This is a genomic window from Sphingobium sp. MP9-4 (genome assembly GCF_005281675.1).
In the GTDB taxonomy this organism is placed as follows: Bacteria; Pseudomonadota; Alphaproteobacteria; order Sphingomonadales; family Sphingomonadaceae; genus Sphingobium; species Sphingobium yanoikuyae.
Window position 1 is genome coordinate 67882 of the sequence record NZ_LUFI01000024.1, and the last position, 14018, is coordinate 81899.

The following is a 14018-nucleotide window of genomic DNA, read 5'->3' on the forward strand; positions in this document are numbered from 1 at the left end:
GCAACTGCCATAGTTGATGCGAATTAAGCTCTTTTCCTGTTAGCGCCACGCGGTATCGGTACCGTATGAGCTCGCAGAACAGGACCTCAAAGCCCGGCCTCCCGCCCTCCGCCACGACAGATCGCCTCAGCTGAACGCCGTTTTCACCACGGATGATGCGTCTAGCATGCGCGTCTTGCGCCGATATGAACTCTACCATCGTTTAAGGGCGCGCGCCGCCGCCATCGCAATTGCTCCCGCCGATCGGTCTACGCAGCTCATTCACTGGAACCAGATGCCCTTGCGGCTCGTAAATTGCCCTGTCGCCTCAGGAGGCAACCCGGACAATGTCCATCATTCCACTCAGCAAGGAGCGAACATGGCAGAGCGTCTCACCATGCAGGACCCGCGCGCGCAATATCCCAAGCCGCCATTTCCAGAGCAGCCGCAACCGGTTCCCGGCATCGCAGCAAACATGGATCCAAAGCCTGATCATGGCGAGGACAGCTATGTCGGTTCAGGAAAGCTCAAGGGCCGCAAGGCGCTCGTTACCGGTGGCGATAGCGGCATCGGCCGGGCTGCAGCCATTGCCTTTGCGCGAGAAGGCGCTGATGTCGCCATCTCCTATCTTCCAAGTGAAGAAGCTGACGCAAAGGCAGTGGTCGCCCTCATCGAGGCTGAAGGGCGCACGGCCTTGGCGCTACCGGGCGACATCACCGATGAGAGCTGGTGCCGCAAACTTGTCGATGAAACGCTCTCTGGCCTAGGCGGCCTCGACATCCTCGTCATCAATGCTGGTCATCAACAATATCGCGATGATGTGACAGCCGTGAGCTCGGAAGATTTCGACCGTACGCTCAAGACCAATCTCTATGCCATGCATTGGATCACGCAGGCGGCGGTTCCTCATCTACCTGCTGGCGCATCCGTGATCACCACCGCCTCGGTGCAAGCCTATGAGCCGTCGGCCATTCTCCTGGACTATGCCACGACCAAAGCCGGCATCGTCGCCTATACCAAGGCGCTGGCAAAGCAGCTGATCGAGAAGGGCATCCGCGCCAATGTGGTGGCGCCCGGTCCATTCTGGACCGTGCTGCAGCCCAGCGGGGGGCAGCCGCAGGAAAAGGTCAGACAGTTCGGCGGGCAGAGCCAGTTCGGTCGTCCTGGTCAGCCAGTCGAGATTGCGCCCGTTTATGTGCTGCTTGCCTCGCAGGAGGGCAGTTATATCACGGGCGAAGTCTATGGTGTGACGGGAGGCGCCGGTATCGCGTGATGCAAATAACGGCCCCGCATCACTGTGGGGCCGTTATGGCAGTGAATATCCGGGAACGTGCCTTCATGGAATGTATTGCCCTGGGCGTTGCCGGAAACCAGCTGGAAGGGAAGCGACCATTTGCGTCGTTCATGCTACGGTTTCTAAATCTGCAATCCGCCATCGCCCCTGAGACGCTGCTTTTCACCCTTCCCAGCGCTCGGAGCGCGCCAGCCGCCGGCCCGTGGTCAAGGTCTGAATGACGAAAAGAAGAATAAGAATAAAGCCTGCTGCCCCGACAAACAGGTCGAAGCCCGACAGGCGCCCAAAATATCCTGGACCAGAACCCAAAACCATCATCATCAGCGTGAGCGCGATAAGCATCAATCTCAATTCGGTCGGGCCCGCTGCGAGATATGACAGCTTGAACTCTCCCAGCACGCGCGCAGCAAGATAGGCGTGGATCGAGAGCAGCAAATATCCAGCAAGCGCCACCATCGCGATGTCCATGGTGACGAACGGACTGAGGCCGATGCCGGCAAGGATGAGTAGGGTCGCAAGCCCATCGCAACTATGATCGATGAAATAGCCATAGGAAGGACGCTCAATGCGGCGAAAGCGAGCGATGCTCCCGTCCATTGAATCCCCAAACCATTGGACGACATAACCAACAATGGCGAGCGACAGCCACGATGTGTGTAGATTGCTTGCCACATAGCCTATGAAAATCAAACATGCACCGAACATGCCCAAGGCCGTCAGGAGATCGGGGGTGACGCACTGCGGCATTTGAGCGCATAACCAGTTCAGCAATTTCCGCTCTTTCGCGGCAAGCCAATTCTCTTGGATGCGGGAAAGGGCGGCTAAATTCTTTAGGGGAATTGTCATAGTCCCTTATGAAGCCATGAGCCTCACTGGGCAATGTGAGAATGGCGATACCTCCCGTCACTTCCAAGGCATATGCCTGATGGCAGCTTGCGACCGATTCCGTTGTTCCCAGCGCCTCTTCAAGTTTGCTTAGGGAGAATTGGAAACAGTCCGCTATCTACCCGTCACTGCAATCACGCTCGGGTTTAGCTTCGAGACCCTTTGGGCAAATTATCTGGGAATCTTCCTGCTGTCGCGGCACCGCTCGGACCTCTATCTGGACGATCACTAGTCGGAGCCGGGGCGTCGGGCTCGTCGATGTCTGTGGTACGTATGGCAGGGCTTCCGAGCCCTTCCCCAGCGATTGTTGCGCTACTATCTCCCGGCGAGACCTTCTGGGCGGCCTTCCGGTTGGTGCGCTCGCCAGCGCCGGTGTCCTCTGGACCGTCGGTAGTTTTAGGTGTCGTGGGCATCATTGATATCCTTTTTCGACTCATCGTCGAAACAAACAAAGCGCGCGCGCAATTGGTTTCACGATCGAGGCGACACTGATCTCCGACCGTCCGCTCCCGACCGTCGATCGCTGTTTGCCGGGGCGCCCGGCGCCGGCCCCCTACAGCGGTTGGTCCACTTCTAGGCGGGAACGTTGCCCGGCGCGAACCAATCGAATTGTTTGATGCCGCCACTTTTTACCCTGCCAGGATGAAGGCCCAGCCTCATCCCAGACCAGCGTCTTTCCTAGCGCCAGCTGCAAGTGCCGGGGCCTTGGCCTGAAATATGGCCGTCTGAACTTGGCCGGTCCGCTCACCGATCGCAGCCACGAGCCTGTCGCGATCATTAGTGTATATGGTGGCGGACAGCTTTGCTCGGGAGATCCCTACATAGAAGGACTTCTGATCGACCAGGTTGGTCGCTCTGCTGTCGGCATGGATGATGACGTGGTCGGCGGTCCTGCCCTGCGCCGCAAAGGCGGTATCGACATAGGCATGGGCAATATGCCGGTCGCGGGCGGAATCGAGATGGAGCGTTTCGATCTTCCCTCGTCCAGTCTGGACCGTGGCGGTGCGCGCCTCTTGATCAACCGCAAGGACTTGCGCACGGGCGCCATTCACCCGCCCCGTCTCGCGGTCATTGCGGGTGAACCGGATCGTATCGCCGGCCTTGAGGTCGATCGGCTGGGCCAAGAAAGCCTGAGCATGACCTGCCCCCCATTGCCGCAGGCGCCAGTCCACTGCGCGCCCATCCTCGGCCCTGAGTGTGATAGCAGCCTTGAGCGGATCGATGCTTTCGACGCGATAGGCTTCTCCACGCGCCACCCCCTTATCGGCATAGTCACGAGTGAAGCTGACGACGTCGCCCTTGTCGTAACTCAGCGGAGCGCGTGCATCGACTCGGGTGAGCCCCTTGTTGGCGAGGCTTTCCACGGCAACGGCGGGACCGGTCAATATCTCCGATCGAGCGAGGGCGGCGCGAATGTCTGCGGTCAGCGCATCGCGCCCTTCGCGCGACGGCTCGATGATGAGGGTGCGGGCACGTCCTGTCTTGTCGAGCGCGGCATATCGCTGGGCGATGGCAGCAAAGCGCTCATTCCGATCCGCGTTTTCTATGACCTGCCCGCCACCTCGATCCAGCGCTGCCATGGCTTTTCTGGCATCCCCATCGATCGACGCCAGCACCGCTTCCTTGGTGGCACCATTGGTCTGTCGCACAATCTCGGCCAGCCTGGCGGTCTCCATGCCAGCGTCCTGCAATTGGGCAAAGGCCGCGCCCGCCTCGACTGAACCCAACTGCTTTACATCCCCGACAAGCAGGATGCGGGCATCATGCTTGGCTGCAAGCTCGAACAGTCGCGCCATATCGTGAGCCGACAACAGGGATGCCTCGTCAACGATCCACGCGGCAGGTCGGCCAATATCGCCACGCTGCGGTGATAACAGGTGTCGGGCCACGGTATCGCCATTTGTGCCCAGCGCCTGCCCAAGCACCATCGCCGCTGATGCGGTAGGCGCAAGTGCGGTGATCGACACGCCTCGCGCCGCAGCCTCACAGGCAAAGGTCGCCAGTACAGTCGTGGTCTTGGCCGTGCCGGCATAGCCCTGCAGAGTCGTGATCCGGTTGCAACTGTTCAGGAGCTGCTGGGTGGCAGAGCGCTGATCGGGGTTCCAGCCGAAACCCGCGCGCTCGGCCTGCGCTGCAGCGTTGGCAACCGCCTTTGCGGCCGCAAGTGGGGATGCGATCGGGGCAAGTCCCCCACGCCCGTCCGCCTCGATCCGCAGCATCCTGGCTTCGGTCTCGACATTCTGGCGGGTGGTGAACCCGGAAAATTCGGCGCCGCGCCGGTCGATATAGACACGTTCCAGCAAATCCCCCTTCTTCGTGGCCAAATCGATTGCGGCCCCGATCTGCTCGTAGCCGATCCGGCCCAGCCCGATCCGTCCAGCCTCCTGTCTCAAGGTGGCCTCGGAAAATAGCGACTGCCGCTCTCCCAGACTGGCGGCGGCATGGGCGACAGCGCGGGCTGCGCCATTCTCGCCCTCAAACGCCATCCTGGCGCGATGAGAAGGATCGGCCATTCTGGCCTGAGCCTCTCTTACCATCATCGACCTCACTTGTGCCCCAAAGCCGGTCTTGGCGGCCCTCTCCCGCCATTGCGCAACAAGTCCCGTCTGGTCGGCGAGGACTTTGGCCTCGCGCGTGTCGAGCGCGGCAATCTGCTTCTCCAGAGCGCTGGCGGCATCACGAGATGTTCCCCTTTCGACAAGCGCTGCCTCGATCTCGGCACTTCGGGTGCTGAACGCGTCAATGACACCGGCTGGCACATCCGTGATCTCGAACATGGACTCCTTGCCGGCATCGATCTCATAGCCGAGCTCTCGCACCTTCAAGGCCAGTTCCTGTCGATAGATGGCTCCAATCTGCTTTTGCAGCTGGTAGAGCGCGCGCGGTTCTAGGCTGCGCCAGCCACCATCTTCACCCTGCGTGGCATTCATGATGACATTGTGGGTATGAAGCTGCGGGTCCTGGGCACGGCTGGTGCCATGCTGGAAGCTGGCAATGACCAGATTGCCGGTCGCCTCGCGCGCAACGGTGCCGCCATCGCGTACACGGGTCGCGGCCATATGCCGTTCGACATGCGCCATCGCGATTTTCACGGCATGGCCATGGGCGTCAATCAAGCGCCGGTCGCCTGCCACCTGGGCCATGATCGACACCGACTTGGGGGCGCTCAAGGTCACGTCCCAGCCGGGACGGTGGTGAAGCGCGCCATCCCGAAAGGCGCCGAGCTGCAGATCGCCGATCCTGCCGTCCAGCAAGGCACGGAACTGGTCGCGGTCCACCTCCCCGCACAGACCCAGCGCTTCGGCGCCCTGGCCCTGCCAATGGGAGGGCGACAAACCGCCCTCGGCATAATAGTCATCGGCCTCATAATAGCTGCTCGCCTGCGCCGAGCTGGTCAATGCCGATACCGATGCCACCATCATACTGGCCCTTGGCTCTCGGGCTGGGTGGAAAGCGGTGACGACGCTGCTGGAGATGGCGGTGCCGGAGATATCGGGGACGCTGGCGCAGCTTTGCCCCAGAGCATGGTCGCCGGATCGGCTTCAATAAGCCGCGGCTGGCGTGGGGGGCCGCGCCGCGCGACATGATCGGCGGTCAGCCGGATTTTGGCTACTGGCAATCCGTCGGGCAGCAGCAAATAGCCATCATGCCGCGCAAGGCGCAGTTCGCTCTCGAAGACGGCCGGGCGGACTTCTCGCCGCTTGCCCAAGCTGATTTGGTGGCCCTCATCACCGTCTACCAGAATGTCGGCCTTGGTCCGCATTTCCATCTCGCACTCGCCGATGGTCTGGCTGGCCCATTTCCTCGTTTCGCTGTCGATGCTTTGCAGGAACAGCTTGCTGTTACAGCAGCCCAGCATGGCCTCGGCGATCTGCGGCCCGTAGCGGTGCTGCATCTGCCCCAGCGCCTGGAAGGTCAATATCACCGCCGCACCAAATTTGCGGCCCTCGGGCAGCAGCCGCGCCAGATTGTCGACGCGGGGCAGGTCGGCCAGTTCATCCAGCACGAACCAGATGCGCCGTGTATCGGAAGGGGGCAGGCCCAGCACGGCGCTTGCCGCACATACCAGCCAACAGGCGAGCAAGGGTTTGGACGCTTCGAAATAGTCCTCCTTTCTTGGCACGAATATCCAGGGCCGCGCGCCGGAATGCCGATCGAGCCCGTTGAAGAAGGTGCGAAAGGCAAAGGGGCTCTCCTTGGCGCCCTCGGCGCGCAGGAACTGGATAAGGTCCGCCGCCTTGGCGAGCATGAAAAGGACGCTGCCCGTTGCCCGGTCGGCATCGTCGGCAAAGGTGCGTGCCGATGAACTGGTGGCGAGCCATTGCTTGAGATCATCCCTGGTCCGGTTTTTCAGGGCATGAAGCAGGTTTGGCAGAGTGCCATTCTTCTCTCGCCACAAAGCCCTGATCATGTTGGCGACAAGGATGCGGCTGGTATCGAGCCACACGTCGCTATCATGTTTCCCGGTTTCGGTGATCAACTGGTGGGCGATGCGGTCGGCATCGGCGGGATGGGCGATCTCGGCGAACGGCGACCAGAAGGCGCAGCGCGCATCGAACGGATTGAGGATGATATCGCCGCGCGCCGGATCGTAATAATGTGCGATGAACTCGCCGCTTGTGTCATAGACCAAAGCAGCTTCGCCACGCGCCTCGATACCGTCGAGCAATTGCCGCAAGGCTGTGGTCTTGCCGCTCCCGGTTGTGCCGATCATGGCCATGTGACGGGTTTCGAGGCGGGTGGGAATTGGTACCTTTCCAATCGAGAGGGTGCGGGCATCGGCCTGCCTGCCGGTCAGCCTGGCGAGTTTCTTCTCGTCCGCCACCTGCGTTCCGCCGATCCAGCGATCGGCCAGCAGGCGCTCACGTCGCCGGGCCATCGCATGACGCATGGCGATCAGCGCAACGAGCCAGCCAGCAAAGCCCAGCATGCTGCCGCCTTTGATGCAGGCCCAGAGAAGATCCACTTGGTGGTGGAAATAGGGATGGGCGATGATCTGGCGGGCCGATCGTCCTTCCTCGATATGGTCGGGATAGTGGACATCGATTCCCGTGTCCGCCTTCCAGGCCGATACGGCCAAGAGTTTGGTCCTGGCCCAATAATAGGTGCCGGTGGCCAGCATGCTGTCCTTGTTCAGCAAGATGGTCGGCAAGGACAGTCCGCCGATGGCGATAGAGGCCAGCATCACCAAGGCCTGCCGCTTGAGGCGCGCGCCCTCGATACCGAGATGATGCTTGCGCAGGGCGTCTGCATGGTCGCGGCGATCGTCTCGCCGGGTCATGATCGATGTTCCTGCGCGAGCCGCCGCTGCCGATCATAGGCGGCATGGATCTCCTGGGTGAGGACTTCGTCGCTCTTGCCTGCGCCGCTCGCCGCGCTGCGGGCGTAGCAATAGGCTGCGCAGGCGGTGAACAGCGTGCGGTCGAGCATATGCTCGAGGTCGATGACATGCGTGCCGACCGCTGCAAGTTCGGTCACGATCTCGCGGGTGTCGATCGCGCTGCCTGTTCCCTGGACGAGGGCGATCAGCCCCTGGTCCACGACCCGAGCGAGCATGGCATATTCGCTCAAGCCGCGCTGCCGGGCGAATTCGGCAAGGATGCGATGCTGGGCTGGAGAGAGCCGCACGGTTTGGGCCCGAGCGCTCATCGCACTACCTGTGACGAGATGCTATTTGCCATCGCTAGAAATGGCGCAATTGCGCCATGTCCGCGCCGTTGCGATTGGCGAGATGCTATCGGCATCCCGTCAACCCCGCAGAAATGCGCGATGCACCCGTGCGTGAGGTGTGTATCAAAATTGCTGGCTCGATGCGGAGCATCGCAGCCCTGGAACCTTGCCCAATGGGCGCCCCAATCAACGCTCGCCAGCATGACCGGCTTCGACCATGCGGCGCTCCGACCGGCAACTGCGACATGGGCGGTAGGACGATGGTTCATCGCGCCGAGCCAGTAGAGTGCCGTACGAAGATCGTCGGCAGCACATCCACAAAGCCATCCTCACCATGCAAATGAGCGGTGAGCGCGGAACGAGCAGCAGCGCCATCGCCCGGCGGCTTCATCGCGGCGATCCCGCCAGAGAAGAGGCGCGACGCGCGCCAGTCGGTCGGCATGGGGACAAACATATTGCGGGCATCAGCCTCGCGCCTTTCGGTGACACGAGCGACATAGGTGATGGTCTCGGCGGGCAGGGCACGGGCATATTTGCGGTAGGCGTCGACGCGCCCCGGCCCGGCATTATAGGCCGCCAGAGCAAGGCGTAGATCCCCATAGCGGTCGATCATTTCGCGCAGATAAGCAGCCCCTGCCAATATGTTGGCCCTGGGCTCATAGGGAGAGCTACCCAGATGGTGGCGTCTGCTCAGATAAGACCAGGTTGCAGGCATGATCTGCATCAGTCCCATGGCGCCAGCACGCGATGCGGCGCGCAGATCGCCTGCACTCTCTGCCGCCATGACGCTGCGGATCAGGTCCTCGGGAAGCGCGAAGCGATACGCGGCTTCGGCGATGATCAGGCCATGCTCTTGGGCGCGTGACGGCGCTGCGATGGCACAGCCTAGGAGGCCGGCCAGCAGAAAACAGGGCAGGCGACGGCGCATGATTGCGGATCTGGCAGTCATGGCTGCGCCTCCCTAGGGCGCGGCAGACTGCGCGACCAGAGCAAGGCATGGTCAGCGGGATTGCGATCGGAGCGCATGAGGTTTGCCCGGAGTGGACGAGAGAAAGACGGGCAATCGAGCAGAAGGGCGATAAAGGGGCCGGCCTTGTCGCTGGTGCGCGTCCAGCCGCAGCCAACGTCGATGCGCGCGTCGCCGCGTGCAAGGACGACATGCCAGTCCGGCGCTGTCGCGCTTGCCTTTCGCCCGGCGGGCAGGACTCGGATGTCGAGATCGAGGCTCAATGTCTGGAGCCGGCCGGCATAGCCGCCGATCACCTTGCGGAATTTACCGATATGCATCGATTTTTCTCCTTGTCGGTCTGGGCTGTCGCATCGCGGCGCCACCGCCAGGGCGCATCGGGCGCGGCGCGCGTGAGGATTGGCGTCGCGATCCCGATCACCGTCCGGCTGGAAAGCGGACCGAAATAGCGACTGTCGAAACTGTCGGCCGGCGCATTGAGGAGAAAGAGTTCGCCCCTCTCGAGCGTGCGGCACCCAACCCAGCCTGGAAGTGCACGGCCTTCCCGATCCCGCGCGTGGGCGATCGAGCGGGCGATCCCATTTATGCTGATAATGCCTTGGGCGTTGCAGACACGGGCACCGGCCGTCGCTGCGACCCGCTTTAGTAGCGGCACATTTTCGCCTAGATAGCGACGCCGCACCATGAAGGCGGCAAGCCGTGGCGGCGGCATGACGGCGACGAAGGCACCGCGCCGCGCCCGTGCGCCGACATGGACGAGATAGAGCCCGACGGGCGCACTCGCGCTGCTGTTCCAGAGCAGGCGTGGCGCGGGTCCGCTGACTGCAATCATGGCAAAGGCGATGGCAAAGCCCGGCGCTGCGAGCAGCGTTGCGAGACGATAGAAAGCCCGGCTCATCGTCCGAGCGCCTTGCGTTTGCGCCACGCCACATGGCGCTCGGCAGTGTAGGCGCGTGGCTGCTCGCCCGCTGCAATCCGGTCGGCGACATGGCTCCAATGTTCGGGCACGACAGCGCAGGGATCGATGCCGGCCGCTTCGATGGCATCGATTGTCTCGAGCACCAGCTGGACCTTGGGCCCGCCCTCGATGCTGAGCCAGATTTGCGCGCCCGGGCGGACGAATGGCAGCGTCGAACAGGCCTCGCCCGGTATCACCGTGCACATGATGTCGATGCGCGATCGGATCGTGCCATAGTCGCTCGCCGACCACCGAACCAATGCGACAGGACTGTTGGGAGGGAAGCGCAATATGCGTGTGCAGCGCGAGTGGATCGTCTCGTCCACTGCGTTGCCGAAGCGGATCCAATGTTCGATGCGCTTTTCGATCCAGACAAGTTCGATGTCGGTGTGAAGCTTCTTGTCCGCCACGGCTGTGCCGGGGCCAGCGCGGTCCCGTGCTGGCGTCATCTTGCGTCTCGCTCACGGCATGGGGATGCGATCACCAGGCGCGCGGCGCACCGCGTTAGAAGGAATCTGGAAGATTCCTTCCTATTAGCATGGTTAGAGGGGGCGGGATTCCGGAAGCGATGCCAGCGGCTTATCGCTGGTCTCGGTTCCCGATAGGACGAGGATCGGGTTCCTGATAGGACGAGCCCACCGGTTCCCGATAGGACGAGGCGAAGTCGGCTCATCGCTGCTGGCTCGCACGGGTTCGGCGCAGGGCGCGCTCAAAGCCGCTGAGCGCGATCGGTGCGAAACTCAGCCGCTCGCGTCCACTGTCCCGGTCAATGAGGAGGTGATAGCCGGGCAGCGGCTGACGGCGGACAATGTCCCGCAGTTCGAAGGCAAAACGTTTGTAGGGTGACAGTACGCCAGACTTTGCGTGCAGATGGGAAAGGTCGAAACTCCAGCCACCAACTTGTCGGCCGCCATGCTTGCGCACGATTCGATAGAGCCAGCGCTCGAGACCTCCTGTAAGGCGAAAATAGGCGGGATCGATGGTCAGGATGAGCGCACGATCCAGCACAGCTGCATAGAACCAGTCTGGCAGGATCAGCTCGATGCCGAGGGGGCGGCCCTTGCCGTCGAGCCGCTCCTGCCATTCATTTATCCAGGAAAAGCGGTGCCGGCGGCGCTCATGCTGTTGTCGGATCGAGGTCGCGACACTGGTCGCCTGCAGCCGATCGAGCGCCGCCTTCAATCGGTCATAATTGTCGCGGCTGGTCCCGCGTCCGATATAGGTGAGTATCTCGAAGGGCGTGGTCGCCATGAGCCGGGAGGTCGGCCGGCCGGCGTCGCGGGCCTCCACCAGCTGGCTCGCTGCCCAGATCAGGATGTCGGCATCCCAGATCGTCGCCATGCCATGCTGATGCACGGCCTCGACCGATATCCAGGTCTGGCCCATTTCAAAGGCAATCGGCACGGTCCGAGGCGACTTGGCGAGGCTGAAGAAGGGCCATGCCATCAGATCCTGGGCATCGCGGGGCGGGATATTGCCGGGAATGGAACGGAACAGCTCGAGCTGCGCGCGGTCCGGCTCGTCCCGGACGGTGAGAGCGCTATGATGTGCCATCGGTTCAGCGCCGTACCGGGCCATCGAACCGGCGGGCGGGCAGGCAGACACCTGAACCCGGATCGGAGGTCGAGCGCCGCAAGCCGAGCGCTGCCCAGCTGTCGAGCGCGTCGATCGTATAGACGACGCGCCCACCAAGTTTGTGAAAAGCCGGGCCGGTGCCATAGCAGCGGTGCTTTTCGAGCGTACGCGGGCTGAGGCCGAGATGCAGGGCGGCGTCGGGTGTCCTGAGATATTGCGGCGAGGACAGGGCGCGATTGGCGCTCATGATCATTCTCCATCGAAGGTGGGCCGGGGATCGAAGATCAGCGGACCGTCCGGCGGAGGATGGCGAAGCGCGTCCGGCATGGTGGAGCGGCTATCTGGATCGCCGGGTTTTTGTCGCACCGCGTAGCGCTCAGGGGCGTAGGAGCCTGCGATAGCCGCCCTCCATCAATGCCCGGGCCTCATCGATGAGGCGCTGGGTGCGGCGGCGCTGGGACGAGGATTTCCATTCGCTGCCCTGCCCCACCTGCATGTGGGCATAGACATGGCTGCGCGCGATTTCGTGTGTCGTCAGCCGGGCTTCGTCCCGCGCGCCGGCAGCATCGAGTATGTCGAGCAGCATGGATAGGCGCTGGCGCTGAAATGACGTGGGGCAAATGCCGGGCGGCAATCGGTCGGCGCGGCCGCCCGCCGTGCGCCGCTCGAAGCGGCGCACCATGGCCTGACGAAGCGCGATCGCGTCGTCTCTGATGACCATATAGGCAAGTGATCTGTCGGCCGGCCCGGGGCGCAGCCACAGGCGGTGCAGACCGCCGCCGTCTGCCAGGACGATGTGACGCCCGTTTTCGAGCAGTTGATCGACCAGAATGTCAGGCCGCCCCTCGAAATCGGAGAGAGCAGGAGCCGCGCCCTCAAACGGCGCGGTGTCCAGGATGAGGACCGCCGGCGCCGCCTGCGGATGCCAGAGCGCGGGCTGCGCTGCGGCAAACATGTCGGGGGCACAGGGGAAAGCTCAGGCCCCAGCGCCGGGCCATCACCTCCCGCGCCGATGGCGCTTGTCCAGCTGGCAGGATGGCAAGCGCATGATATTCGGCGCGGTAGCGTGGGTTGCGGCGGAGAAATTCCTGCGCAAAGCCAGGCAGATCGAGCTGCTGGCGCCCTGCCGCTTCATTGCCACCCACGCCTGTTTGCTCTGCCATGGCGGGAAGTTGGCGTGGCGGCAAAAGCTCAGCCATTCCATCATCAGGGGGTCGCTATCCCCGCAAATGGGGACGGTTCGCCCCCTTGGGGGAGCGAACCTTTCCATAGTCAGTCCGCGCCACGGCGGGGCTGGCGGTTCCAGACCAGATCATGTTCGCCATTCTCGCCCTCGAAAAGTTGCGCGAAGATCGGAGCAGTGAAGCTGGGATCATCGAGTTTGATGGAGAGAAAGGGGCGATCTTCGTTGCGGGTCTTGACCCAGCCGGCACCGACTTCGGCTTCGCCGGCATAGATGCGGTGGGTGGGCGCATGTTCGCTGGTCGTGACCTGTTCGACGATGCGGACCGACTTGGCCAGCAGTGTGAGAGTGATGATCTGGCCCCGATATTCGCCCGAGACCTTCTTGAAGCTGCCGATCTTCGACATGATCCAGTCCTTTTCTGTTGCTCGAGCCGCGCCATTGCGGCCTCGATGCGCATGAGGGGCAGCAACAGGAAGGCGCCGCAGCTGTCAGGCCCGCAGCGCAAGCGAAGGACGGGGCCACAGCCGTTTCTTGGCTCGCGAGGAGCGACGCGAAGCGCCGCGGGGAAGAAACTGCGAGCGGCGCCATTGCGGCAAGCCTTCCAGCCGCAGGCGATGTTGGTGCAGATGCGCAGGGAAAGAGGCCCATGGCGCGGCACGAACGGGCAACGGACATGTTTGACGATCGGCAATGTGGGATGGGTCGGGGATCGGCGCGCACGGCTGAAGCCATGACTGACAAGCGCTCATCCTCGATCAGGCGGACATCAATCCTTGCGCCCAGCTGTCGCCGATGCCGGCAACGAGGATCTCGGCAGACCGGATCGGCAGCTCTGTCCCGTCCCCAAATCATTCTGCAGGCTTGCGCTGCCTGCTGGATTGCGCTCACCGCTGGCAGGGCAAGGATGATAGCGCAACAAGCAGGCGACCGGTATGGAGACGTGCAGCGATCGCGACCATGCGCAGCAAAATGGTCAGGGGCCACCCCTTATCCAATGAGGGAAGGTGCTCTCTCCCACCGCAGCGCACATCTGCCCGACGACCAGAGCGTGGCGGCAGGGCGCCGCGAACCACAATCCATTGCCGGGCTGTCAGTCGGCACGCCCCGGTCCACCAATGGCGGACCGGGACGCATCGATCAGGCCGGTGCATTCCAGATGATGACCTTGCGCATCGGGTCATTCCCCGGCGCATTGGCGATGTTGCCGTAGATGGTCCCGAATTCCGGGGCCGAGAGAACGACCGAGACATATTCGGCACCGGTCGACTGGGCGAATTTCCTCCAGCCAGCACCGAGCTCGAAACCATTGCTGCGGCTGATGATCCGGTAATCGGGCTCCGCCTCCTTCGATTTGCGGGCGTTGGGCACAACGGTGATGGGGGCACTGATGGTCAGGGTGGCGAGCGTGCCTTCAAGGCTATCGCCCTTGACGATGAGGTTCGCGACGATGGTAGCCATGATGTGATCTCCTTGTCTGCTCGGGACCATTCCCGATGTCCAAGCC

At 62.7% G+C, this 14018-nt stretch carries 15 protein-coding genes; 1 reads left to right on the plus strand and 14 read right to left on the minus strand.

The window, feature by feature from the left end; translation table 11 throughout:
- The first annotated feature begins 358 nt into the window (after positions 1 to 358).
- A complete protein-coding gene (locus A0U87_RS06600; RefSeq protein ID WP_004209610.1) occupies positions 359 to 1252 on the plus strand; it encodes an SDR family oxidoreductase in 894 nt (297 codons plus the stop codon).
- 183 nt (positions 1253 to 1435) lie between these two features.
- On the opposite strand, the gene A0U87_RS06605 is transcribed toward A0U87_RS06600, so the two are convergent.
- The 14 genes from A0U87_RS06605 to A0U87_RS06675 all read right to left on the minus strand — a co-directional run bounded on the left by A0U87_RS06605 (position 1436) and on the right by A0U87_RS06675 (position 13972).
- On the minus strand, positions 1436 to 2119 hold the full coding sequence (locus A0U87_RS06605) for a CDP-alcohol phosphatidyltransferase family protein (RefSeq protein WP_004209612.1): 684 nt from the start codon (positions 2117 to 2119) through the stop codon (positions 1436 to 1438).
- 695 nt (positions 2120 to 2814) lie between these two features.
- A complete protein-coding gene (gene mobF / locus A0U87_RS06610) occupies positions 2815 to 5577 on the minus strand; it encodes a MobF family relaxase (RefSeq protein ID WP_137405304.1) in 2763 nt (920 codons plus the stop codon).
- Positions 5577 to 7439 carry a type IV secretion system DNA-binding domain-containing protein gene (locus A0U87_RS06615; protein ID WP_137405299.1) on the minus strand — a complete coding sequence of 621 codons (1863 nt, stop codon included), beginning with the start codon at positions 7437 to 7439 and terminating at the stop codon, positions 5577 to 5579. Before A0U87_RS06615 ends, mobF begins: the two co-directional genes overlap by 1 nt.
- Entirely contained in the window at positions 7436 to 7807 is a 372-nt protein-coding gene (locus tag A0U87_RS06620; RefSeq protein ID WP_004209615.1) for a hypothetical protein, read from the minus strand. The genes A0U87_RS06615 and A0U87_RS06620 overlap by 4 nt, the downstream gene beginning before the upstream one ends.
- Positions 7808 to 8093: 286 nt before the next feature.
- A complete protein-coding gene (locus A0U87_RS06625) occupies positions 8094 to 8777 on the minus strand; it encodes a lytic transglycosylase domain-containing protein (RefSeq protein WP_004209616.1) in 684 nt (227 codons plus the stop codon).
- Positions 8774 to 9115 carry a DUF736 domain-containing protein gene (locus A0U87_RS06630; RefSeq protein WP_004209617.1) on the minus strand — a complete coding sequence of 114 codons (342 nt, stop codon included), beginning with the start codon at positions 9113 to 9115 and terminating at the stop codon, positions 8774 to 8776. Before A0U87_RS06630 ends, A0U87_RS06625 begins: the two co-directional genes overlap by 4 nt.
- Positions 9088 to 9693 carry a S26 family signal peptidase gene (locus A0U87_RS06635; RefSeq protein WP_048939280.1) on the minus strand — a complete coding sequence of 202 codons (606 nt, stop codon included), beginning with the start codon at positions 9691 to 9693 and terminating at the stop codon, positions 9088 to 9090. Before A0U87_RS06635 ends, A0U87_RS06630 begins: the two co-directional genes overlap by 28 nt.
- Complete coding sequence (locus tag A0U87_RS06640; protein WP_004209619.1) at positions 9690 to 10202, minus strand: DUF2840 domain-containing protein; 513 nt, start codon at positions 10200 to 10202, stop codon at positions 9690 to 9692. The genes A0U87_RS06635 and A0U87_RS06640 overlap by 4 nt, the downstream gene beginning before the upstream one ends.
- Before the next feature lie 220 nt (positions 10203 to 10422).
- Complete coding sequence (locus A0U87_RS06650) at positions 10423 to 11307, minus strand: replication initiator protein A (protein WP_004209620.1); 885 nt, start codon at positions 11305 to 11307, stop codon at positions 10423 to 10425.
- 4 nt (positions 11308 to 11311) lie between these two features.
- Entirely contained in the window at positions 11312 to 11575 is a 264-nt protein-coding gene (locus A0U87_RS06655) for a helix-turn-helix domain-containing protein (protein ID WP_004209621.1), read from the minus strand.
- Positions 11576 to 11704: 129 nt separating this feature from the next.
- Positions 11705 to 12283, minus strand: coding sequence for a DUF2285 domain-containing protein (locus A0U87_RS06660; protein WP_004209622.1), 579 nt, complete (start codon positions 12281 to 12283; stop codon positions 11705 to 11707).
- Positions 12204 to 12527, minus strand: a complete 324-nt coding sequence (locus A0U87_RS26660) for a DUF6499 domain-containing protein (protein WP_306452542.1) — start codon at positions 12525 to 12527, stop codon at positions 12204 to 12206. Before A0U87_RS26660 ends, A0U87_RS06660 begins: the two co-directional genes overlap by 80 nt.
- Positions 12528 to 12600: 73 nt before the next feature.
- Complete coding sequence (locus A0U87_RS06670) at positions 12601 to 12918, minus strand: DUF736 domain-containing protein (protein WP_004209623.1); 318 nt, start codon at positions 12916 to 12918, stop codon at positions 12601 to 12603.
- Positions 12919 to 13651: 733 nt separating this feature from the next.
- Positions 13652 to 13972: a DUF736 domain-containing protein gene (locus A0U87_RS06675; protein WP_004209624.1), complete on the minus strand. Its 321-nt coding sequence runs from the start codon at positions 13970 to 13972 to the stop codon at positions 13652 to 13654.
- Between the last annotated feature and the right edge of the window lie 46 nt (positions 13973 to 14018).

Bases quoted from the DNA above. Each gene is read 5' to 3' on its own strand.
- A0U87_RS06620 (WP_004209615.1), bottom strand. From the start codon at position 7,807: ATGAGCGCTCGGGCCCAAACCGTGCGGCTCTCTCCAGCCCAGCATCGC.
- A0U87_RS06660 (WP_004209622.1), bottom strand. From the start codon at position 12,283: ATGTTTGCCGCAGCGCAGCCCGCGCTCTGGCATCCGCAGGCGGCGCCG.
- A0U87_RS06650 (WP_004209620.1), bottom strand. From the start codon at position 11,307: ATGGCACATCATAGCGCTCTCACCGTCCGGGACGAGCCGGACCGCGCG.
- mobF (WP_137405304.1), bottom strand. From the start codon at position 5,577: ATGGTGGCATCGGTATCGGCATTGACCAGCTCGGCGCAGGCGAGCAGC.
- A0U87_RS06625 (WP_004209616.1), bottom strand. From the start codon at position 8,777: ATGACTGCCAGATCCGCAATCATGCGCCGTCGCCTGCCCTGTTTTCTG.
- A0U87_RS06640 (WP_004209619.1), bottom strand. From the start codon at position 10,202: ATGACGCCAGCACGGGACCGCGCTGGCCCCGGCACAGCCGTGGCGGAC.
- A0U87_RS06635 (WP_048939280.1), bottom strand. From the start codon at position 9,693: ATGAGCCGGGCTTTCTATCGTCTCGCAACGCTGCTCGCAGCGCCGGGC.
- A0U87_RS06655 (WP_004209621.1), bottom strand. From the start codon at position 11,575: ATGAGCGCCAATCGCGCCCTGTCCTCGCCGCAATATCTCAGGACACCC.
- A0U87_RS06600 (WP_004209610.1), top strand. From the start codon at position 359: ATGGCAGAGCGTCTCACCATGCAGGACCCGCGCGCGCAATATCCCAAG.
- A0U87_RS06670 (WP_004209623.1), bottom strand. From the start codon at position 12,918: ATGTCGAAGATCGGCAGCTTCAAGAAGGTCTCGGGCGAATATCGGGGC.
- A0U87_RS06615 (WP_137405299.1), bottom strand. From the start codon at position 7,439: ATGACCCGGCGAGACGATCGCCGCGACCATGCAGACGCCCTGCGCAAG.
- A0U87_RS06630 (WP_004209617.1), bottom strand. From the start codon at position 9,115: ATGCATATCGGTAAATTCCGCAAGGTGATCGGCGGCTATGCCGGCCGG.
- A0U87_RS26660 (WP_306452542.1), bottom strand. From the start codon at position 12,527: ATGGCTGAGCTTTTGCCGCCACGCCAACTTCCCGCCATGGCAGAGCAA.
- A0U87_RS06605 (WP_004209612.1), bottom strand. From the start codon at position 2,119: ATGACAATTCCCCTAAAGAATTTAGCCGCCCTTTCCCGCATCCAAGAG.
- A0U87_RS06675 (WP_004209624.1), bottom strand. From the start codon at position 13,972: ATGGCTACCATCGTCGCGAACCTCATCGTCAAGGGCGATAGCCTTGAA.